The organism is Pseudomonas sp. R25(2017) (assembly GCF_002112565.1).
In the GTDB taxonomy this organism is placed as follows: domain Bacteria; phylum Pseudomonadota; class Gammaproteobacteria; order Pseudomonadales; family Pseudomonadaceae; genus Aquipseudomonas; species Aquipseudomonas ekonensis.
In genome coordinates, this window is the sequence record NZ_NEHZ01000007.1 from 248,483 (window position 1) to 268,723 (window position 20,241).

Below are 20,241 nucleotides of genomic sequence, written 5' to 3' on the forward strand. Positions count from 1 at the left end.
GTTATGCCCAGTCACTGACCATACCAGATCGCGAACCTCCCATCGCCCAGACAAAAAACAGGCAAAAAAAATGGCGCCCCGCAGAGCGCCACTTTTCGGACTCGACCGTCTATGTCACTTGCGCTTCATCGACAGGAAGAATTCGTCGTTGGTCTTGGTCGTCTTCAGCTTGTCGACCAGGAACTCGATGGCCGCGACTTCGTCCATCGGGTGCAGCAGCTTGCGCAGGATCCACATGCGCTGCAGCTCGTCGTCGGCGGTCAGCAACTCTTCGCGGCGGGTGCCGGACTTGTTGATGTTGATGGCCGGGAACACACGCTTCTCGGCGATGCGGCGGTCCAGCGGCAGCTCCATGTTGCCGGTGCCCTTGAACTCTTCGTAGATCACTTCATCCATCTTCGAGCCGGTCTCGACCAGCGCAGTGGCGATGATGGTCAGCGAGCCGCCTTCTTCGATGTTGCGCGCCGCGCCGAAGAAACGCTTCGGCTTCTCCAGGGCGTGGGCATCGACACCACCGGTCAGCACCTTGCCGGAGCTCGGGATCACGGTGTTGTAGGCGCGGGCCAGACGGGTGATGGAATCCAGCAGGATCACCACGTCCTTCTTGTGCTCGACCAGGCGCTTGGCCTTCTCGATCACCATTTCGGCCACTTGCACGTGACGGGTCGGCGGCTCGTCGAAGGTCGAGGCGACCACTTCGCCGCGCACGGTGCGCTGCATTTCGGTCACTTCTTCCGGACGTTCGTCGATCAGCAGCACGATCAGGTGAACTTCCGGGTTGTTACGGGCGATGTTCGCTGCGATGTTCTGCAGCATGATCGTTTTACCGGCCTTCGGCGGCGCCACGATCAGACCACGCTGGCCTTTGCCGATCGGCGCGCACAGATCGATCACACGACCGGTCAGGTCTTCGGTGGAACCGTTGCCGGCTTCCATCTTCATGCGCACGTTCGGGAACAGCGGGGTCAGGTTCTCGAACAGAATCTTGTTCTTCGCGTTCTCAGGACGGTCGAAGTTGATCGTGTCGACCTTGAGCAGGGCGAAATAACGCTCGCCTTCCTTCGGCGGGCGGATCTTGCCGACGATGGTGTCGCCGGTGCGCAGGTTGAAACGGCGGATCTGGCTCGGCGAGACGTAGATGTCGTCGGGACCTGCGAGGTAGGAAGCGTCAGCGGAGCGCAGGAAGCCGAAGCCGTCCTGGAGAATCTCCAGCACGCCATCACCGGAGATTTCCTCACCGCTTTTCGCGTGCTTTTTCAGCAGGGAGAAAATCACGTCCTGCTTGCGCGAACGGGCCATATTTTCTATGCCCATGTCTTCGGCCAGCTGGAGCAGGTCGGTAATCGGCTTTTGCTTGAGTTCAGTCAGATTCATATAGGAATGACGTAATCATTTATAGAGGGGGGAAATTAAGCTTTTGGCTTAATGAGGCCGCGCCGCGGAGAAGGCGACAGGATCGCGTACTTGTTCGAAAGGAGTGCGTCGGCGACGGCTAGCAGGGGGCAGTGGAGAAACCAGTGCGGGGCCGAATGTATCACCTGAGTTTCGGAGCGTCTAGCCCTGAATAAGCAAAAAGCCCCGCAATTTGCGGGGCCTTTTTCAGCGGACTTTACAGCGGCGCTCAGAGGCTGGCGTCGAGGAAAGCCTTGAGCTGGGACTTCGACAGCGCGCCGACCTTGGTCGCTTCGACGTTGCCGTTCTTGAACAGCATCAGGGTCGGGATGCCGCGCACGCCGTGCTTGGCCGGGGTTTCCTGGTTCTCGTCGATGTTCAGCTTGGCGACGGTCACCTTGCCCTGGTACTCGGCGGCGATGTCGTCCAGGACCGGAGCGATCATCTTGCACGGGCCGCACCACTCAGCCCAGTAGTCGACCAGGACAGCGCCTTCGGCCTTGAGTACGTCAGCTTCGAAGCTAGCGTCGCTAACGTGTTTGATCAGATCGCTGCTCATGGAATTCTCCAGGTTGTAAGCAAAAAAACGTGGCCCATCATAGCCGCCCTTCCCCTGTTCAGGAAGCCGCAGATGATTGAGTCTCGCTATGGTGGCTCATGAGTTTGGGTATAGCTCAAACCGCGCGTCGCCGGGGCCCCGGCGAAAGGCGGCGGCTCAGGTCGGCCAAGGATCTTGCGCGAATCTGCGCAGGATCAAGGGTTTGGCCCCTGCGCGTTGGCGGCGGCGTTTGATCGTGGCACGATGTCGGGGTTATCGACCGAGACCCCCTGACCATGCCCCAGAACCAAGCCAAGAATCTGTCCCTGATCGCCGCGATCGACCTGGGCTCCAACAGCTTCCACATGGTCGTGGCCAAGGCCCAGAACGGCGAGATCCGCATTCTCGAACGCCTCGGGGAGAAGGTCCAGCTCGCCGCCGGCATCGACGAAGAGCGCCACCTCAACGAAGAATCCATGCAGCGCGGGCTCGACTGCCTCAAGCGCTTTGCCCAACTGATCAACGGCATGCCCCTGGGCGCCGTGCGGATCGTCGGCACCAACGCCCTGCGCGAGGCGCGCAACCGCGTCGAGTTCATCCACCGCGCCGAAGAGATCCTCGGCCATCCGGTGGAGGTCATCTCCGGCCGCGAAGAAGCGCGCCTCATCTATCTGGGCGTCTCCCACACCCTCGCCGACACGCCGGGCAAGCGCCTGGTGGCCGACATCGGCGGCGGCAGCACCGAATTCATCATCGGCCAGCGTTTCGAGCCGCTGCTGCGCGAAAGCCTGCAGATGGGCTGCGTCAGCTTCACCCAGCGCTACTTCAAGGACGGCAAGATCACCCCGGCCCGCTACGCCCAGGCCTACACGGCGGCGCGGCTGGAGATCATGAGCATCGAGCACGCCCTGCACCGCCTGACCTGGGACGAGGCCATCGGCTCCTCGGGCACCATCCGCGCCATCGGCCTGGCGCTGAAGGCCGGCGGCCACGGTTCAGGCGAGGTCAACGCCGAAGGCCTGGCCTGGCTCAAGCGCCGGCTGTTCAAGCTCGGCGACGCGGACAAGATCGACTTCGAAGGCATCAAGCCTGACCGCCGGGCGATCTTCCCGGCAGGCCTGGCGATTCTCGAGGCGATCTTCGACGCCCTCGAACTCAAGCGCATGGATCACTGCGAAGGCGCGCTGCGCGAAGGCGTGCTGTACGACCTGCTGGGCCGCCACCATCACGAAGACGTGCGCGAGCGCACCCTGACGTCGCTGATGGAGCGCTACCACGTCGACCTGGAACAGGCGGCGCGGGTCGAGCGCAAGGCCCTGCACGCCTTCGACCAGGTCGCCGCGGACTGGGACCTGGAGGACGGCATCTGGCGCGAACTGCTGGGTTGGGCGGCGAAAGTGCACGAAGTCGGCCTCGACATCGCCCACTACCACTACCACAAGCACGGCGCCTACCTGATCGAGCACTCGGACCTGGCCGGGTTCTCCCGCGAGGACCAGCAGATGCTGGCGCTGCTGGTGCGCGGCCACCGCCGCAACATCCCCAAGGACAAGTTCGCCGAGTTCGACGACGACGGCATCAAGCTGATCCGCCTGTGCGTGCTGCTGCGCTTCGCCATCCTGTTCCACCACATCCGCGGCACCCAGGCGATGCCGCAAGTGGCGCTGCACGCCAACGGCGACACCCTCGATGTGGAGTTCCCGGAACACTGGCTGGACGACAACCAGCTGACCCAGGCGGACTTCGCCCTGGAGGCGGAGTGGCTGACGCGGGTCGGGATCGTGCTGACCGTCCACTGACCGGTGGCGACCGACCCGCCGCAGGAAACCGGCGAAACAAGAAGGCGATCCCGAGGGATCGCCTTTTTTGTGCCTGGCCGTCGGTCAGCTGCTGACCGGCAGGATCGGGCTGCCCAGCCGCTCCAGCAGCGTCGCCTGGGCGCTGCGCGGGTTCTGGTTGCCCGTCGGCGTGTTGCGGATGTAGCGGCCGTCCGACTGCAGGCTCCAGCTGTGGGTGTTGTCGGTCAGGTACAGCTCCAGCTCCTTCTTGACCCGGGTCAGCAGCTTCTTGCCTTCCACCGGGAAGCAAGTCTCGACCCGTTTGTCGAGGTTGCGCTCCATCCAGTCGGCGCTGGAGAGGAACATCTGCTCCTCGCCGCCGTTGAGGAAATAGAACACCCGGGTGTGCTCCAGGAAGCGGCCGATGATCGAACGCACGTGGATGTTGTGCGATACCCCGGCGATGCCCGGACGCAGGCAGCACATGCCGCGCACCACCAGGTCGATGCGCACGCCGGACTGGCTGGCCTTGTACAGCGCGCGGATGATCTTCGGATCGGTCAGCGAGTTGAACTTGGCGATGATGTGCGCCGGCTTGCCGTCGAGGGCGAACTGCGTCTCGCGGGCGATCATGTCGAGCATGCCCTTCTTCAGCGTGAACGGCGCATGCAGCAACTTCTTCATGCGCAGCGTCTTGCCCATGCCGATCAGTTGGCTGAACAGCTTGCCGACGTCTTCGCACAGGGCATCGTCGGAGGTCAGCAGGCTGTAGTCGGTGTAAAGGCGGGCGTTGCCGGCGTGGTAGTTGCCGGTGCCGAGGTGGGCATAGCGCACGATCTCACCCTGCTCGCGGCGCAGGATCAGCATCATCTTGGCGTGGGTCTTGAAGCCGACCACGCCGTAGATCACCACCGCGCCGGCCGCCTGCAGACGGCTGGCCAGCTGCAGGTTGGACTCTTCGTCGAAGCGCGCGCGCAGCTCGATGACCGCGGTCACTTCCTTGCCGTTGCGCGCCGCGTCCACCAGGGCATCGACGATTTCCGAGTTGGCGCCGGAGCGGTAAAGGGTCTGGCGCACCGCCAGGACGTGCGGATCCTTGGCCGCCTGGCGCAGCAGATCCACCACCGGCGTGAACGACTCGAACGGGTGCAGCAGCAGGATGTCCTGTTTGCTGACCACACTGAAAATGTTCTCGCTGTTCTGCAGAAGCTTGGGGATCTGCGGGGTGAACGGGGCGTTCTGCAGCTCCGGATGGCTGTCCAGGCCAGTGATGCTGAACAGGCGGGTCAGGTTGACCGGGCCGTTGACCTGATACAGCTCGGTCTCGCTCAGGTTGAACTGCTTGAGCAGGTAGTCGGACAGATGCTTGGGGCAGGTGTCGGCGACTTCCAGGCGCACCGCGTCGCCGTAGCGGCGCGAGAACAGCTCGCCGCGCAGGGCCCGGGCCAGGTCTTCGACGTCTTCGGAGTCGAGCGCCAGGTCAGCGTTGCGGGTCAGGCGGAACTGGTAGCAGCCCTTGACCTTCATGCCCTGGAACAGGTCATCGGCGTGGGCGTGGATCATCGACGACAGGAACACGTAGTTGGCGCCCGGGCCGCCGACCTCTTCCGGCACCTTGATGATCCGCGGCAGCAGGCGCGGCGCCGGGATGATCGCCAGGCCCGAGTCGCGGCCGAAGGCGTCGATGCCTTCGAGCTCGACGATGAAGTTCAGGCTCTTGTTCACCAGCAGCGGGAACGGGTGCGTCGGGTCAAGGCCGATCGGGGTGATGATCGGCGCGATCTCGTCGCGGAAATAGCGGCGCACCCAGGTCTTGAGCTTGGTGGTCCAGTAGCGCCGGCGGATGAAGCGGATCTGGTGCTTTTCCAGCTCCGGCAGGAGGATGTCGTTGAGAATCGCGTACTGGCGGTCCACGTGGCCGTGCACCAGTTCGCTGATCCGGGCCAGGGCCTGGTGCGGCTGCAGGCCGTCGGCGCCGGCCTGCTCACGGGCGAAGGTGATCTGCTTCTTGAGGCCGGCGACGCGGATCTCGAAGAATTCGTCGAGGTTGCTGGAGAAGATCAGCAGGAACTTCAGCCGCTCCAGCAACGGATAGGACTCGTCCAGCGCCTGTTCCAGCACGCGGATGTTGAACTGCAGTTGCGACAATTCCCGGTGGATGTACAGGCTGCTGTCATCCAGGCCCGGAATCGCGATCACCGGGGCCGCGGCGGCTTCGGCGGCCGGCGCGGGTGGCGCGGGCTCGAGCTCCGGTGGCGTCTCGGTGATCTGCTCGACCACGGGTTGAGCGTCTTTTACGGCAACTTCAGTGAGTCCTTCGGTATTCATCGAATGTTCCTGGGAGGGCTATTTCTGCTCTCGTAACAATTGGGCGGCACGGACAGCAAAGTAAGTCAGGATGCCATCAGCGCCCGCACGTTTAAAGGCGGTCAGGGATTCGAGGATCACGCCTTCGCTCAACCAGCCGTTCTGGATCGCCGCCATGTGCATGGCATATTCGCCGCTGACCTGATAGACGAAGGTCGGCACCTTGAAGGCATCCTTCACCCGGAACAGGATGTCCAGGTACGGCATGCCCGGCTTGACCATCACCATGTCCGCGCCTTCAGACAAGTCGGCGCCCACTTCGTGCAGGGCTTCGTCGCTGTTGGCCGGATCCATCTGATAGGAGGCCTTGTCGGCCTTGCCCAGGTTCGCCGCCGAGCCCACCGCGTCGCGGAACGGCCCGTAATAGGCACTGGCGTACTTGGCCGAGTAGGCCATGATCCGCACGTTGACGTGGCCGGCCACTTCCAGGGCCTCGCGGATCGCCTGGATGCGCCCGTCCATCATGTCCGACGGAGCCACCACCTGGGCGCCGGCCTCGGCATGGGACAACGCCTGCTTGACCAGCGCATCGACGGTGATGTCGTTCTGCACGTAGCCGCTTTCGTCGAGGATGCCGTCCTGGCCGTGGGTGGTGAACGGATCCAGGGCGACGTCGGTGATCACGCCCAGTTCCGGGAACCGCGCACGCAAGGCCCGGGTGGCGCGCTGGGCGATGCCTTCAGGGTTCCAGGCTTCGGCGGCGTCGAGGGACTTGAGCCCGGGCGGGGTGACCGGGAACAGCGCCAGCGCCGGAATGCCCAGCTCAACCCACTTGGCCGCCTCTTCCAGCAGGAGGTCGACGGTCAGGCGCTCCACGCCCGGCATCGAGGCCACGGCTTCGCGGCGGTTCTCGCCGTCGAGCACGAACACCGGCAGGATCAGGTCGTCGACCGTCAACACGTTTTCACGCACCAGCCGACGGGAAAACCCGTCACGGCGGTTGCGGCGCAGGCGGGTGGCTGGGAACAAGCGGTTGGCAGGGGTAAAGCTCACGGCAGACTCCTGAGCCCGCGCAGACGGGCGAGCGTGACAGTTATAAGCGGCCATTATGACGGTCGTATTACAGTTATGTGCACCCCTGTGACAGGTAGTCGCATTCCATTGTCAGTGTAGGAATTGTTCACGTCGAGACACATTTCGACACTTTCCTGAATGTGTCCGAAGGGTTAGGCTGCGCGTTCATTTCGCCAGCACCCAGACAATGCTCCAACAACTTCTGCATGACTTCGGCTACTTTGCCTTGTTTCTCGGCACGTTCTTCGAAGGCGAAACCATCCTGGTGCTCGCGGGCTTCCTCGCGTTCCGTGGCTACATGGACATCAACCTGGTGGTGGTCGTGGCGTTCTTCGGCAGCTACGCCGGCGACCAGCTGTGGTACTTCCTGGGCCGCAAGCACGGGCGCAAGCTGCTGGCGCGCAAGCCGCGCTGGCAGATGATGGGCGACCGGGCGCTGGAGCACATCCGCAAGCATCCGGACATCTGGGTGCTGAGCTTCCGCTTCGTCTACGGCCTGCGCACCGTGATGCCGGTGGCGATCGGCCTGTCGGGCTATCCGCCGGGACGCTACCTGCTGCTCAACGGCATCGGCGCGGCCATCTGGGCCGCCGCGCTGGCCGCCGCCGCGTATCACTTCGGCGCCGTGCTCGAAGGCATGCTGGGCAGCATCAAGAAGTACGAACTGTGGGTGCTCGGCGGCCTGCTGGTGCTGGGCCTGCTGCTGTGGCTGCGCCGACGCTTCAAGAACGCGCGGCTGGCCAAGCAGGTCTACGAAGACGAACAGGCCGCCAAGGCCGAGCGGCGCAAGGCCGAACTGGCCAGCGCGGCCGAGACCAAGACGCCTAAGACGCCAGCCGAGTGAGCCGCTGGCGGCAGCAGTACAGGCCGATGCCGCTGAGCAAGGTGTAACTGAGCAGGCCGATCCACGCCACCGGGCTGGCCGGCCACAGCCCCACCAGCGGCGCCAGCCACACCAGCGGCAGGTTCGAGGCCAGCCGCAGCAGCTCCACCCGCAACGCCCACGGGCGATTCTCCAACGCCGTGCCCAACGCGAACAGCCCCAGCGCCACCGCGCCCCAGCCGAGCACCAGCGCACCGGCGGGCAGGCTGTGCTCAAGGTTCATCAGGTAGCTGCCCAACGCAATGTAGACGCCGAACTGCAGCACCACGTACCACTGTTGGCGGCCGTCCAGCGGCACCTCGAACTTGCGGAACTGGCTCAGGTCCGGCTTGCTCATCGGGTACTGCGCCGCCACGTCCGCCGGGCGCCAGCCGGTGCGCATGAACCAGATCCGCAGCTTGTCCCATCTGCTGCGCGTGCGGCGCGCGTCGTCCCACAATTGCGCATAGAACTGCAGGTTGGCCCACAGCGGGTTCCAGCTCGCCAGCGGCGTGGTCACGCCGAAAATCACCGGTTCGTTGTCGTCCTCTTCCTGGAACGAGCCGAACAGCCTGTCCCAAACGATGAACACCCCGCCGTAGTTGCGGTCCATATAGAGAGCGTTCTGCGCATGGTGGGCCCGATGGTTGGACGGCGTGACGAAGAACCACTCGAACCAGCCGAGCTTGGGGATGTGCCGGGTGTGCACCCAGAACTGGTACAGCAGGTTCAGCGCCGCCACGCTGACGAACACCGGCAGTGGCACCCCGGCCAGCGCCATCGGCAGGTAGAAGATCCAGCTCAACAGGAACCCGGTGCTGGTCTGGCGCAGGGCCGTGGAAAGGTTGTAGTCCTCGCTCTGGTGATGCACCGAGTGGGCGGCCCACAGGATGTTGCGCTCATGGCCCATGCGGTGCAGCCAGTAGTAGCAGAAGTCATAGAACACGAAGGCGAACACCCAGACCCAGACGCTGTCGGCCGGCAGCCGCAGCAGGGCCATGTGATCCAGGGCGAACGCATAGGTCACCAGCCCCACGCCCTTGGTCAACAGGCCGGTGGTGGTCGACAGCACGCCGGTGCTGATGCTGTTCACCGCATCGGCCACGCGGTAGTTACTCACCCCGCGCCAGCGGTCGGCGACGAGCTCCGCCGCGATCAGCACAAAGAAGAACGGTACCGCATACAGAATGAAATCCATGACGCGCCCTGATCGTGATCTTTGAGGACAGATCCTAGGTGTAGCCGCGAATTATCCCTATGGCAACGAGTGACAAATTAGTGGACATTTAACGCCATGAATCTGGAGAAAGCCCCATGAGCAAGAAAATCGCAGTGATCCTGTCCGGCTGCGGCGTGTACGACGGCGCCGAGATCCACGAAAGCGTCATCACCCTGCTGCGCCTCGACCAGCGCGGCGCCCAGGTGCAGTGCTTCGCCCCGAACATCGCGCAACGGCATGTGATCAACCACCTGACCGGCGAAGAGATGCCCGAGTCGCGCAACGTGCTGGTGGAGTCGGCGCGCATCGCCCGCGGCGAGGTCAAGGACCTGCGCGAGGCCGACGTCGAGGACTTCGACGCGCTGATCGTGCCCGGCGGCTTCGGTGCGGCGAAGAACCTGTCCGACTTCGCCGTCGAAGGCCCCGGCTGCACCGTGCAGCCTGAGGTGCTGGCCCTGGCCGAAGCCTTTGCCGAAGCGGGCAAGCCGGTGGGGCTGATCTGCATCTCGCCGGCGCTGGCGGCGAAGATCTACGGCCCGGGCGTGACCTGCACCATCGGCAACGACGCCGACACCGCAGCGGCCATCGGCAAGATGGGCGCCACCCACGAAGACTGCGCGGTGACCGACATCGTCGAAGACAAGGCACGCAAACTGGTGACCACCCCGGCCTACATGCTGGCGAAATCGATCGGCGAGGCGGCTTCGGGGATCAACAAGCTGGTCGACCGCGTGCTGGAACTGACCCACGAGAACGACGCCTGAGCGCAAGCGCCCCTTTGTGGCGAGGGAGCTTGCTCCTTCGCCACCCTGCCTTCAGGGGTCAGGCCGTCGCCCGCCGCTTCTCCGCCACCCGGCTGCGGCCGTAAAGAATGATGATCGCCGCGATCGCCACGGCCTGGGCCGTCAGCGAGTAGGCGTCGGCATGGATCCCCAACCAGTCGAACTCGAAGAACGCCACCGGCCGCGTGCCGAAGATGCCCGCCTCCTGCAACGCCTTCACGCCATGCCCGGCGAACACCACCGACAATGCGCACAGCAGGCCGGCGTTGATGCTGAAGAACAGCGCCAGCGGCAGTTTCGCCGAGCCGCGCAGGATCACCCACGCCAGGCCGACCAGCAGCACCAGCGCCGTAGCGCCGCCCGCCAGCACGGCGTCATGCCCGGCGGGGCCGGCCTGCAGCCACAGGGTTTCGTAGAACAGGATCACCTCGAACAGTTCGCGGTACACCGAGAAGAACGCCAGCACCGCGAAACCGAAGCGCCCGCCGCCGCCCACCAGGCTTTGCTTGATGTAGTCCTGCCAGGCCGCCGCGTGACGGCGGTCGTGCATCCACACTCCGAGCCACAGCACCATCACGGCGGCGAACAGCGCGGTGGCGCCTTCGAGCAGCTCGCGCTGGGAACCGCTGACGTCGATCACGTACGCCGCCAGCGCCCAGGTGCCGAGGCCGGCCAGCAAGGCCAGGCCCCAACCGGCGTTGACGCTGCGCACCGCCGACTGTTGGCCGGTGTTGCGCAGGAACGCGAGGATCGCCGCCAGCACCAGAATCGCTTCCAGCCCTTCGCGCAGCAGGATCAGCAGCCCGGAAATGTAGCTCAGCGACCAGCTCAGGCCATCGCTGCCCAGCAGGCCGGCGGACGCCTTGAGCTTGGCCTTGGCCGCGTCCAGGCGCTGTTCGGCCTGGGCCACCGGCAAGCCGTCCTGCAGGGACTGCCGGTAGGCCATCAGGGACTTCTCGGTGTCCTTGCGCACGTTGGTGTCGACGTTGTCCAGGGAGCTTTCGACCAGTTCGAAGCCTTCGAGATAGGCGGCCACCGACAGGTCGTAGGCCTGGTCGCGTTCGCCGGCACGATAGGCGGCGAGGCTTTTGTCCAGGGTCGCGGCGGTGTAGTCGAGCAACTGCGCCGGGCCGCGCTTGACCTGCGGCGGCTGCGCCCGCTGCGCGCGGAACACCGCAGCGGCCTGCGGGCCTTCGGCCGCCTGCACTTCGGCCGGGGTCTGACGGGCCAGGTCGGCGATGTTGTAGGTCTTTTCGGATTTCGGCACGGCCGAATCAGCGCTGAACTGGGCGATGTAGGTCGCCAGGTCCCAGCGCTGACGGTCGTCGAGCTGGTCGGCGAAGGCCGGCATGTCGGTGCCTTCGACGCCTTGGCCGAGGGTGCTGTAGATCGCGTACAGGCTCAGGCGATCCATGCGCACGGCGTCGCGCAGGTTGGCCGGGGCCGGCGTCAGGCCGACGCCCGCCGGGCCGTCGCCGGCGCCGGTCTCGCCGTGGCAGACCGAACAGTGCTGGGCGTAGAGCGGCGCGCCGCGGGTCGGATCGGGGGTGATCACCGGCGCCTGGCTGACCTCGTAGGCCACCGCCAGTTGCGCGCCGAGCTGCCGGGCCTGGCGGGCGACATCCGCGCCGTCCTGCCTGGCCGCGATGGCCCCACGCAACGCGCTGACGCCCTGCTCCAGCCCGGCCTTCTCGGGCTTGGCCGGCATGGCCGCGATCAGCCCTTGCAGCACCTGGGTGAATTCCAGCTGCTCACGGTATTCCGCGTCGTCGATGACCTTGCCGGCCGCCACCGTCGGCGGGTAGTCGGCGCTGATGTAATCGAGCAGGTGCAGCGCCTGCGGCGCGCCTTCCACGGTATCGGCCAGCAGGTCGACGCTGCCCAGCACGCAAAACGGGAACACCAGCCAGGCCAGGAATCGGGACGCGGCAGTCATGAATGAGTCTCAAATGGAAATGCGAAGTTACATATTGTTCACGTCGAACGCATTTCCCTCAAGCTTTCTTGCCGATGCAAAGCACATGGCCAGCACCCGTCCCTATAATGCGCCACCCCAACGCTCAAGGAAGAACCGTTTCCCATGCGCCACTGCCTGCTGCTTCCCTTGCTGTTCAGCCTTCTGGCGCAACTGGGCGGGTGTGCCGCCTACCGCAACTACGACCTGGAAATGCAGCAGACCAACGACCAGCTGATGATGGGCAACCTCGACAACGCGCTGTACCTGATCGAGCGGAACAACCCATGGGAAGACAAGGACCTGCTCTATTATTTCGAGAAAGGCGCCGTCCTCAGCCTCGGCAATGCCCTGCCGGAGAGTCAGGCGACCTGGCGCAGCGCCGACCAGATGATTGTCCGCCGCGAAGAAGCGGTGCCGTCCGCCCCGGTGAAGCTGCTCAACCGCTTCTACAAGGAAATGGGCATGATGCTGGTCAACGACAAGCTGCAGCGCTACGACGGCTACGATTACGAAAAGGTCATGCTGACCACCCAGATGGCCCTCAACCAACTGGCGATGAATGACTTCGACGGTGCGCGGGCCGACATCAAGAAGACCCACGAGCGCGAAACGCTGATCGCCAGCCAGCGCGAACGGCAGTACGAAGAGGTCGAGAACCAGGCCAAGGCCCAAGGCACCCGGCTGCACTACAAGGATCTGCAGGGCTATCCGGTGACCACCCTGGAGGCGCCGGCGGTCATCGAGCTGAAAAACGGCTATCAGAGCGCGTTCAGCCATTACCTGGCCGGGTTCACCTATGAAGCGCTGGGGGAACGGACCCTGGCCGCGCCGGGCTATCGGCAGGCGATCGAACTGCGGCCCAACCTACCCTTTCTCGAACAGGCGCTGCGCAACCTCGACAAACCGCCGGCCAAGGCCGGCGAAAGCGATGTCCTGATTGTCGTGCAGAGCGGCCTGGCGCCGGCCCGGGCGTCCGTCACCGTGCCGATTCCCGTGCGGCTCAACGAGAACCTGGTCATCGTCGCGCCGATCTCGTTTCCGGTGATGATCCCGGACGCGGTCACGCCCAAGTTCGACCACCTCACGGTGGACGGCCGCAAACGCTCGCTGGCCCAGGTCAACAGCGTCACCGACATGGCGGTGCGCACCTTGCGCGACGACATGCCGGCGATCATTTCCGCCGCGATGTTCCGCGCCAACATGGCCGCGATCGGGCAGGCCAACGAAAACGAGCGCAACCCGGCCAAGGCCTCGCTGACGGTGATCGCCAAGGATCCGTTCGAGGAAGCCGACACCCGCACCTGGCGCACGCTGCCGGACAAGACCTTGGTGGCGCGCCTGCGCCTGAAAAAGGGCGAGCACACCCTCGTCCTGCCCAACGCCAAGCGCACGCCGCCGATCACGGTGCGCATCGACCAGGATCATCAGGTCATCAACCTACGGGCGTTCGGCGATCTGGCGTTCATCATCGGCGCGGCCTACGTGCCGCCGCAGGCGCTATCGAACACGACACAAGTAATGGCACCTCACTAACCGGTGAAATTAAAAAGCTATTACATAGCCAGCACCGCGGACCTATAATGCCGCGCCCTCGCTATCGCGAAACGGCATTAAAGCTCCTCTTTTGATGAGGAATCGGCAGGACGCCAACACCCCTGCCGATCGGTCCCTGCAGCCCGACCCGCACCGGGGCTGTCGCCACTCATGGAAGAAGTACCCCCATGGCATTCCGCGCTCCCACCCTGCTCGCGCTCAGCGCCGTCACCCTGCTGTCCGGCTGTTCGGCGTTTCGCAACTACGATTCCGAACTGGCCCAGACCAACCAGCAACTGGCCGCCGGCAACGTCGACGCCGCCCTGACCCTGCTGGAAAAGAACAACACCGGTCCCGACAAGGACTTGCTCTACTACTTCGAGAAAGGCGAACTGCTGCGCGCCAAGGGCGACCTGTCCGGCAGCCAGGGCGCCTGGACCGCCGCCGACCAGGTGGTGGGCAAGTGGGAAGACTCGGTCAAGCTCGACACCGACAAGTACCTGGCCCAATTCGGCAGCTTCCTGGTCAACGACAAGGTGCGCCGCTACGAAGGCTACGACTACGAAAAGGTCATGCTGACCACCCAGATGGCCCTCAACCTGCTGGCGGTCAACGACTTCGACGGCGCCCGCACCGCGATCAAGAAGACCCACGAGCGCGAAGCGGTGATCGCCGAGCTGCGCGACAAGGAATACCTCAAGAGCGAGGAAGAGGCCGAGAAGGAAGGCATCAAGACCCAGTACAAGGATCTGCAGGGCTACCCGGTCGCCAGCCTCGACGCGCCGGAAGTGGTCGGCCTGAAGAACAGCTACCAGAGTGCGTTCAGCCATTACCTGGCCGGCTTCGTCTATGAAGCGCTGGGCGAGAAGGACCTGGCCGCGCCGGGCTACCGCAAGGCCGCCGAGCTGCGTCCGAACACACCGTTGCTGGAACAGGCGCTGGTCGACCTCGACAAGCCGGCCAAGTCCGACGACAGTGACATCCTGATCGTGGTGCAGAGCGGCCTGGCGCCGGCCCGCGACTCGATCCGCGTGCCGTTGCCGCTGCCGATCGACAACAACCTGGTGATCACCCCGCTGTCGTTCCCGGTCATCAAGCCGGACACCTCCACCGCCCCCTTCGCCCAGATCGGCGTAGACGGCCGGCAACTGGACCTCACCGCCCTCAACAGCACCACCGCCATGTCCCGCCGCGCCCTGCGCGACGACATGCCGGGGATCATCGTGCGCACCGCCGTGCGGGCGATCACCAAAGGCGCGGCCCAGAAGAAGCTCAACGAAACCAACCCGCTGGCGGGCCTGGCGGTGGGCATCTCTTCAGCCGTGCTCGAAGGTGCCGATACCCGTACGTGGCGCACGTTGCCGGACACCACCCAAGTGGTGCGCCTGCGCCTGAAGAAGGGTGAGCACCAGGTGACCCTGCCAAGCGTGGCCGGTGGCTCGCAGGTCAAGGTCACCGTCGATCAGCGATACCAGGTCATCACTCTGCGCGCCGTCGGCAGCCAGGTGTTCGCCGCCGGCAACGCCGCCCACGTGATCCCGGGCGCCAACGCCACCGCCGTGGCCAGCCTCAAACAACCTTAAGAACGGAGTCTTTGCATGCGTTTCAAACTCTTCGCCGTCGCCGCCCTCGCCCTGTTGGCGAGCGGCTGCGCCACCCCGCCGCCACCGGAACCGGGCAGCGCCGCGAGCAAGGTAGTGGCCATGGGCCCGCAGAAGCACATTGTGGTCGGCGCCATGCGCGTGGCCCGCGAGAACGGCTTCATGACCGTCAACGTGCAGTTGAGCAACACCCTCAACAGCAACAAGACGTTCTACTACCGCTTCGCCTGGCTCGGCCCTGAAGGCTTCCCGGTCGCCGAAGAAGAAGTCTGGAAAAGCCAGATGATGTACGGCGCCCAGACCAGCTTCATCCAGGCCATCGCCCCGACGCCCAAGGCTGTGGACTTCCGCCTGGAACTCAAGACGCCTTAAGCCCGACACCCCATTCCCGATTTAGAGAGCATTCCCATGTTTGCACGCTTTTCCTGCATCGCCGTCCTCGCCCTGCTGGCCACCGGCTGCGCCAACACCTCGCCGACCCTGGGCAGCAAGAACATCAGCTACGGCGACACCAAGGCCGTCGAGACCGTGACCAACGAATTCGGCTCCACCGACCTGCAGATGATCGCCGAGTCGATGACCCGCTCCCTCGCCCAGTCCGGCATCCTGCAGGGCCGTCCTGTGGTTCAGGTCTACGACGTGAAGAACAAGACCAGCGAGTACATCGACACCCGCGAGATCACCACCAGCATCAAGACCCAGCTGATGAAGTCCGGCACCGCCCGCTTCGCCAGCGACAACACCGCGATGCAGAGCCAGGTCGACCAGCTCAAGCTGCAGAACCAGAGCGGCCTGTACAAGAAGAGCACCGTGGCCAAGACCGGCAACATGATCGCCGCCAAGTACCGCCTGGAAGGCTCGATCAGCTCGATCGTCAAGCGCAGCAGCGACTACAAGGACGTCTTCTACAAATTCAGCCTGCAACTGATCGACGTCGAAAGCGGTCTGGCCGAGTGGATGGACGAAAAAGAGATCCGCAAAACCACGGAGCGTTAACCGATGCGCGCATGGATTGGCATGATGGCCCTGGCTTGCGCGTTCGGCGCGCAAGCGGCCCCGAAAGTCGCGGTGACGGACCTGGCGTACCAGGAGCGTGTGGAGCAGTACATCCACATCGTTTCGGCCCAGAACAACTACCGCGAGGGTTACTACAGCGCGAGCGGCTCTTCGAGCTACAACGAGCTGGAGGCCACCACCAGCTACATCGAGCAGGGCGAGCTGCGCAAATTCACCGGCGACATCAAGGGTGAGATCCTGCGCACCGGGATGTTCCAACTGGTGCAGGGCACGCCCTACACCGCCTCGTCCAAGGGCGACGTCTACGACGTCATCAAGCGGATCAAGGCGGGTAACTTCAAGGGCGCCGACTACGTGCTGTTCGGCACCGTGTCGGACATCGACTTCACCCAGGACATGAACGAGCTGGCCCACACCGACAGCTACTCGGCCGTGCTGGGCCTGACGTTGGTGGCGGACTTCAGCCTGATCAACACCAAGACCTACGAGATCACTTCGGCCTTCACGGCGATGGGCGAAGCGCAGGACACCAAACTGGTGAACGGCCGCGACATCAAGATCTCGCTGAACCGCCCGCGGGTGGTGCGTGACGTGTCCAAGGCGCTGGGCGAGGACGTGGCCGGGCAACTGAGCATGCAGCTCGGCGGCGGCGGTTACGAGCAGCCGCGCGAGCCGCAGCAGCGCAACAACCTGCCGCGCGACACGGCGCCGGTGATCCTCAAGTGATTGCCCGCTGACGCAGGGAAGCACCCGCGGCGGGGAAGGATCCCGAGCCAAAAAAAAGGCGACCTGAACAGGTCGCCTTTTTTTGTGGCCGCAGGATTCAGGCGGCGGCTTTGCGCAGCGTCGCCATGAACGCCGCCGCGCCGATGAACAGCCCGGCGAAGGTACGGTTCATGCGCTTCTGTTGCTTGGGCGTGCGCAGCAGGCGCAGCACCTTCGAGGCCAGGCCGGTGTAGCCGGCCATGACGATCAGGTCGACGCAGATCATGGTCGCGCCGATCACCAGGTACTGGATCAGCAGCGGCGCATGGGGGTCGATGAACTGCGGCAGCACCGCCAGCATGAACACCAGGGCCTTGGGGTTGCTGATGTTCACCAGGAACCCGCGGAACACCAGCGCCATCGGCTTGCCGATCGGCCGCACGGCGGCATCGTCGCTCATGTCGCTGGGCAGCGCACGCCATTGCTTGACCGCCAGGTAGACCAGGTAGGCCACACCGAACCACTTGATCGCGTAGAACGCCGTGGCCGAGGCCGTCAGGATCGCGCCGACGCCGGCGCCGACGATCGCGATCTGCAGGGCCAGCCCCAGTTGCAGGCCGAGGGCGTTCCAGTAACCGCGCCAGAAACCGTACTGCAGACCGCTGGACATCGACGCGATCGCGCCGGCGCCCGGAGACAGGCTGATCACCCAACAGGCGGCGAAGAACGCCAGCCATGTTTGAAACTCCATCGCACACCTCGACTCAGACTCGTGACAGACGTCCAAGCTAATGCGGATCCGGGCGGATGACCACCGATTTTTTGCAGGATGTTGCAGCTTGCCGACCAACGTTTACGGGCCGATGGCGCCTTCACCTTGCCGACGCCACATGACCTGTGCGAGCCAGCCTGCTGGCAATGGCGCCAGCCCAGGCGACGCAGGACAGAAGACTTACTTCTCGAACCCGCTGGAAGGAAACACATCGCTGCCCCGCCAACGCCGCACCGAACGCTGGAAGAACAGGCTGTTGGGCACCTGCACCATGGCGCTGCCCGTGCCGAGCTCCTCGGCCTCGATCAGCGTGGTGTACAGCAGGTTGATCGCCACCACCCGCCCCTTCACCCCGGGCTTGTCGGTGGTGTCCACCAGCTCGACCACATCGCCCAGGCGGAACGGGCCGACGGTGAAGATCAGGATCGCGCAGAGCAGGTTCGACAGCACGCTCCACATGGCGAAGAACGCCACCGCCGCCACCGCGACGAAACCGGACAGCGCCGTCCACAGCACGGTGGCCGACACCCCGAGGCGCTCCAGCACGAAGATCAGCGCGCTGCCCATGATCAGCCAGCGCAGGCCGCCGCGCAGCGGCATCAGCAACTGCGGCGGGAACGGGTAACGCTCGCCCAGGCGGGTCAGGCATTTGGCGACGAAGCGCTGGGCGAAGTAGGCGGCCAGCAGAATCAGCAGGATCTGCACGCCGAGCCAGATCGGCTCGACCCACACCGCCGGCAGCGGCAGCTTGAACGCCTCCATCAAGACAGCGTCTCCAGCTCCGCCTGCATGCTTTCCAGGGTTTCCAGCGCTTGCATCCACGCCTCTTCCAGCTCGGCTTCCCGCGCTTTCAGCTTGGCCTGTTCGGCCAGCAGGTCACGCAGTTCGTTCTTGCGGGCCGGGTCGTAGATGTCGCTGTCGCCGAGGCTGGCATCGACCTTGGCGAGCTTCTCGTGCAGCTTGCCCAGCTCCGCTTCGAGCTTGTCGGCTTCGCGCTTGTGCGGCGCCAGTTGCTGGCGCAACGCGGCGGCGGCCTGGCGCTGGGCCTTCTTGTCGGTCTTGTCCGGGTTCACCGGCGTGCTGCTGACCGGTGCGTTGCGCTGGCGGTAGTCCACCAGCCAACGGGCGTAGTCGTCGAGGTCGCCGTCGAACTCTTCGACCTTGCCGTCCGCCACCAGGTAGAAATTGTCCGTGGTGCTCTTGAGCAGGTGCCGGTCGTGGGACACCACCAGCACGGCGCCGCTGAACTCCTGCAATGCCATGGTCAGGGCCAGGCGCATTTCCAGGTCCAGGTGGTTGGTCGGTTCGTCGAGCAGCAGCAGGTTCGGCCGCTCCCAGGCGATCAGCGCCAGGGCCAGGCGCGCTTTCTCGCCGCCGGAGAAGTTCAGCACCGGCTCGTCGATCCGCCCGCCGCGGAAGTCGAAACCGCCGAGGAAGTCGCGCAGGGTCTGTTCGCGTTCGGTCGGCGCCAGACGCTGCAGATGCAGCAACGGGCTGGCCTTGGCGTCCAGCGAGTCGAGTTGGTGCTGGGCGAAGTAGCCGACCACGGTGTTCTCGCCGCGGGTCAGGCGCCCGGCCAGCGGCGCAAGCTCGCCGGCGAGGTTCTTGATCAGGGTCGACTTGCCCGCGCCGTTGGGGCCGAGCAGGCCGATCCGCGCCCCCGGGGTCAGCTGCAGCTTGACCTTCTCCAGGATGGTCTTTTCGCCGTAGCCCAGGCGGGCGTCGGACAGGTCGATCAGCGGACTCGAGATTTTGGTCGACTCGCGGAACACGAAGTCGAACGGCGAATCGACGTGGGCCGCCGACAGCTCTTCCATCCGCTCCAGGGCCTTGATCCGGCTCTGGGCCTGACGGGCCTTGGTGGCCTGGGCCTTGAACCGGGCGATGTAGCTTTCCATGTGCGCACGCTGCGCCTGCTGCTTCTCGTAGGCCTGTTGCTGCTGGGCCAGGCGCTCGGCGCGGGCGCGTTCGAACGCGGTGTAGCCGCCGCGGTAGAGCACCAGCTTGCGCTGGTCGACATGGGCCACGTGATCGACGACTTCATCGAGGAAGTCGCGGTCGTGGGAAATCAGCAGCAGGGTGCCGGGGTAGCCCTTGAGCCACTCCTCCAGCCAGATGATCGCGTCGAGATCCAAGTGGTTGGTCGGTTCGTCGAGCAGCAGCAGATCCGACGGGCACATCAAAGCCTGCGCCAAGTTCAGACGCATCCGCCAGCCACCGGAGAAATCTCCTACCTGACGATCCATCTGCTCATTGGTGAACCCGAGGCCGGCCAGCAGCTTGCGCGCACGCGCATCGGCGGTGTAGCCGTCGGCGCTGTCGAGTTCGGCGTGCAGGCGGGCCAGGGCCTCGCCGTCATGGGCCGCTTCGGCCGCCGCGAGGTCGCGCTGCACCTGGCGCAGGCGCACGTCGCCGTCGAGCACGTAGTCGACCGCCAGGCGTTCGAGCGTGTCGACCTCCTGGCGCATGTGGGCGATGCGCCAGTCGGCCGGCAGCAGGCAGTCACCCGAGTCCGGGTGCAGCTCGCCGCGCAGCAAGGCAAACAGGCTGGATTTGCCGGCGCCGTTGGCACCGATGAGACCGGCCTTGTGGCCGGCGTGCAGGGTCAGCTCGGCGTCTTCTAGCAGACGCTGCGGGCCACGCTGTAAAGTCAGGTTCTGAAGTCGGATCATAATGGCGGCGGAGTCTACCAGCTTCGCCCGCA

General features: G+C 64.8%; 17 protein-coding genes. 8 read left to right on the top strand and 9 right to left on the bottom strand.

The annotated features are described in order from the left end of the window. Positions 1-114 precede the first annotated feature (114 nt). Together rho and trxA are read right to left on the bottom strand one after the other, a co-directional pair. Complete coding sequence (rho, locus tag CAG31_RS11650; RefSeq protein ID WP_085581097.1) at positions 115-1,374, bottom strand: transcription termination factor Rho; 1,260 nt, start codon at positions 1,372-1,374, stop codon at positions 115-117. Positions 1,375-1,621: 247 nt separating this feature from the next. Further along, a complete protein-coding gene (gene trxA / locus CAG31_RS11655; RefSeq protein ID WP_085581099.1) occupies positions 1,622-1,951 on the bottom strand; it encodes a thioredoxin TrxA in 330 nt (109 codons plus the stop codon). A 275-nt stretch (positions 1,952-2,226) separates the two neighbouring features. Between trxA and ppx the strand changes: the two genes are divergently transcribed. Then, positions 2,227-3,729 carry an exopolyphosphatase gene (gene ppx / locus CAG31_RS11660; protein ID WP_085581101.1) on the top strand — a complete coding sequence of 501 codons (1,503 nt, stop codon included), beginning with the start codon at positions 2,227-2,229 and terminating at the stop codon, positions 3,727-3,729. Between the two features lie 84 nt (positions 3,730-3,813). Here ppx and ppk1 read toward each other — a convergent pair whose 3' ends face one another. Together ppk1 and hemB are read right to left on the bottom strand one after the other, a co-directional pair. Continuing rightward, positions 3,814-6,036 carry a polyphosphate kinase 1 gene (gene ppk1, locus CAG31_RS11665; RefSeq protein ID WP_085581103.1) on the bottom strand — a complete coding sequence of 741 codons (2,223 nt, stop codon included), beginning with the start codon at positions 6,034-6,036 and terminating at the stop codon, positions 3,814-3,816. Between the two features lie 18 nt (positions 6,037-6,054). Continuing rightward, positions 6,055-7,068 (bottom strand): porphobilinogen synthase, encoded by a 1,014-nt coding sequence (hemB, locus tag CAG31_RS11670; RefSeq protein ID WP_085581105.1) that lies wholly within the window; start codon positions 7,066-7,068, stop codon positions 6,055-6,057. A 208-nt stretch (positions 7,069-7,276) separates the two neighbouring features. On the opposite strand from hemB, the gene CAG31_RS11675 reads away from it, so the two are divergent. Continuing rightward, on the top strand, positions 7,277-7,933 hold the full coding sequence (locus CAG31_RS11675) for a DedA family protein (protein ID WP_085581107.1): 657 nt from the start codon (positions 7,277-7,279) through the stop codon (positions 7,931-7,933). Here the strand turns inward: CAG31_RS11675 and CAG31_RS11680 are convergent. Beyond that, positions 7,914-9,149: a sterol desaturase family protein gene (locus tag CAG31_RS11680; protein ID WP_085581109.1), complete on the bottom strand. Its 1,236-nt coding sequence runs from the start codon at positions 9,147-9,149 to the stop codon at positions 7,914-7,916. The genes CAG31_RS11675 and CAG31_RS11680 overlap by 20 nt on opposite strands. A gap of 116 nt (positions 9,150-9,265) precedes the next feature. Between CAG31_RS11680 and elbB the strand changes: the two genes are divergently transcribed. Continuing rightward, positions 9,266-9,934, top strand: a complete 669-nt coding sequence (gene elbB, locus CAG31_RS11685; RefSeq protein WP_085581111.1) for an isoprenoid biosynthesis glyoxalase ElbB — start codon at positions 9,266-9,268, stop codon at positions 9,932-9,934. A 58-nt stretch (positions 9,935-9,992) separates the two neighbouring features. Here elbB and CAG31_RS11690 read toward each other — a convergent pair whose 3' ends face one another. Next, positions 9,993-11,888, bottom strand: a complete 1,896-nt coding sequence (locus CAG31_RS11690; RefSeq protein WP_085581113.1) for an FTR1 family protein — start codon at positions 11,886-11,888, stop codon at positions 9,993-9,995. Between the two features lie 144 nt (positions 11,889-12,032). Between CAG31_RS11690 and CAG31_RS11695 the strand changes: the two genes are divergently transcribed. From CAG31_RS11695 to CAG31_RS11715, 5 genes are all read left to right on the top strand, one after another. After that, positions 12,033-13,442, top strand: a complete 1,410-nt coding sequence (locus tag CAG31_RS11695) for a COG3014 family protein (RefSeq protein WP_085581115.1) — start codon at positions 12,033-12,035, stop codon at positions 13,440-13,442. A 188-nt stretch (positions 13,443-13,630) separates the two neighbouring features. After that, positions 13,631-15,025: a COG3014 family protein gene (locus CAG31_RS11700; RefSeq protein ID WP_085581117.1), complete on the top strand. Its 1,395-nt coding sequence runs from the start codon at positions 13,631-13,633 to the stop codon at positions 15,023-15,025. A 15-nt stretch (positions 15,026-15,040) separates the two neighbouring features. Then, on the top strand, positions 15,041-15,415 hold the full coding sequence (locus CAG31_RS11705) for a YcfL family protein (protein ID WP_085581119.1): 375 nt from the start codon (positions 15,041-15,043) through the stop codon (positions 15,413-15,415). Between the two features lie 36 nt (positions 15,416-15,451). Beyond that, entirely contained in the window at positions 15,452-16,039 is a 588-nt protein-coding gene (lpoB, locus tag CAG31_RS11710; protein ID WP_085581121.1) for a penicillin-binding protein activator LpoB, read from the top strand. A 3-nt stretch (positions 16,040-16,042) separates the two neighbouring features. After that, positions 16,043-16,786, top strand: coding sequence for a penicillin-binding protein activator LpoB (locus CAG31_RS11715; RefSeq protein WP_085581123.1), 744 nt, complete (start codon positions 16,043-16,045; stop codon positions 16,784-16,786). A 97-nt stretch (positions 16,787-16,883) separates the two neighbouring features. Here CAG31_RS11715 and CAG31_RS11720 read toward each other — a convergent pair whose 3' ends face one another. The 3 genes from CAG31_RS11720 to CAG31_RS11730 all read right to left on the bottom strand — a co-directional run bounded on the left by CAG31_RS11720 (position 16,884) and on the right by CAG31_RS11730 (position 20,209). Then, entirely contained in the window at positions 16,884-17,516 is a 633-nt protein-coding gene (locus CAG31_RS11720; RefSeq protein ID WP_085581125.1) for a LysE family transporter, read from the bottom strand. A gap of 201 nt (positions 17,517-17,717) precedes the next feature. Then, positions 17,718-18,299, bottom strand: a complete 582-nt coding sequence (locus CAG31_RS11725; RefSeq protein WP_085581127.1) for a mechanosensitive ion channel family protein — start codon at positions 18,297-18,299, stop codon at positions 17,718-17,720. After that, the gene (locus CAG31_RS11730) at positions 18,299-20,209 is read right to left on the bottom strand and encodes an ATP-binding cassette domain-containing protein (protein WP_085581129.1); all 1,911 of its coding nucleotides are present in this window, start codon (positions 20,207-20,209) and stop codon (positions 18,299-18,301) included. The genes CAG31_RS11725 and CAG31_RS11730 overlap by 1 nt, the downstream gene beginning before the upstream one ends. Between the last annotated feature and the right edge of the window lie 32 nt (positions 20,210-20,241).

Bases quoted from the DNA above. Each gene is read 5' to 3' on its own strand.
- rho (WP_085581097.1), bottom strand. From the start codon at position 1,374: ATGAATCTGACTGAACTCAAGCAAAAGCCGATTACCGACCTGCTCCAG.
- trxA (WP_085581099.1), bottom strand. From the start codon at position 1,951: ATGAGCAGCGATCTGATCAAACACGTTAGCGACGCTAGCTTCGAAGCT.
- ppx (WP_085581101.1), top strand. From the start codon at position 2,227: ATGCCCCAGAACCAAGCCAAGAATCTGTCCCTGATCGCCGCGATCGAC.
- ppk1 (WP_085581103.1), bottom strand. From the start codon at position 6,036: ATGAATACCGAAGGACTCACTGAAGTTGCCGTAAAAGACGCTCAACCC.
- CAG31_RS11675 (WP_085581107.1), top strand. From the start codon at position 7,277: ATGCTCCAACAACTTCTGCATGACTTCGGCTACTTTGCCTTGTTTCTC.
- CAG31_RS11680 (WP_085581109.1), bottom strand. From the start codon at position 9,149: ATGGATTTCATTCTGTATGCGGTACCGTTCTTCTTTGTGCTGATCGCG.
- elbB (WP_085581111.1), top strand. From the start codon at position 9,266: ATGAGCAAGAAAATCGCAGTGATCCTGTCCGGCTGCGGCGTGTACGAC.
- CAG31_RS11690 (WP_085581113.1), bottom strand. From the start codon at position 11,888: ATGACTGCCGCGTCCCGATTCCTGGCCTGGCTGGTGTTCCCGTTTTGC.
- CAG31_RS11695 (WP_085581115.1), top strand. From the start codon at position 12,033: ATGCGCCACTGCCTGCTGCTTCCCTTGCTGTTCAGCCTTCTGGCGCAA.
- CAG31_RS11700 (WP_085581117.1), top strand. From the start codon at position 13,631: ATGGCATTCCGCGCTCCCACCCTGCTCGCGCTCAGCGCCGTCACCCTG.
- CAG31_RS11705 (WP_085581119.1), top strand. From the start codon at position 15,041: ATGCGTTTCAAACTCTTCGCCGTCGCCGCCCTCGCCCTGTTGGCGAGC.
- lpoB (WP_085581121.1), top strand. From the start codon at position 15,452: ATGTTTGCACGCTTTTCCTGCATCGCCGTCCTCGCCCTGCTGGCCACC.
- CAG31_RS11715 (WP_085581123.1), top strand. From the start codon at position 16,043: ATGCGCGCATGGATTGGCATGATGGCCCTGGCTTGCGCGTTCGGCGCG.
- CAG31_RS11720 (WP_085581125.1), bottom strand. From the start codon at position 17,516: ATGGAGTTTCAAACATGGCTGGCGTTCTTCGCCGCCTGTTGGGTGATC.
- CAG31_RS11725 (WP_085581127.1), bottom strand. From the start codon at position 18,299: ATGGAGGCGTTCAAGCTGCCGCTGCCGGCGGTGTGGGTCGAGCCGATC.
- CAG31_RS11730 (WP_085581129.1), bottom strand. From the start codon at position 20,209: ATGATCCGACTTCAGAACCTGACTTTACAGCGTGGCCCGCAGCGTCTG.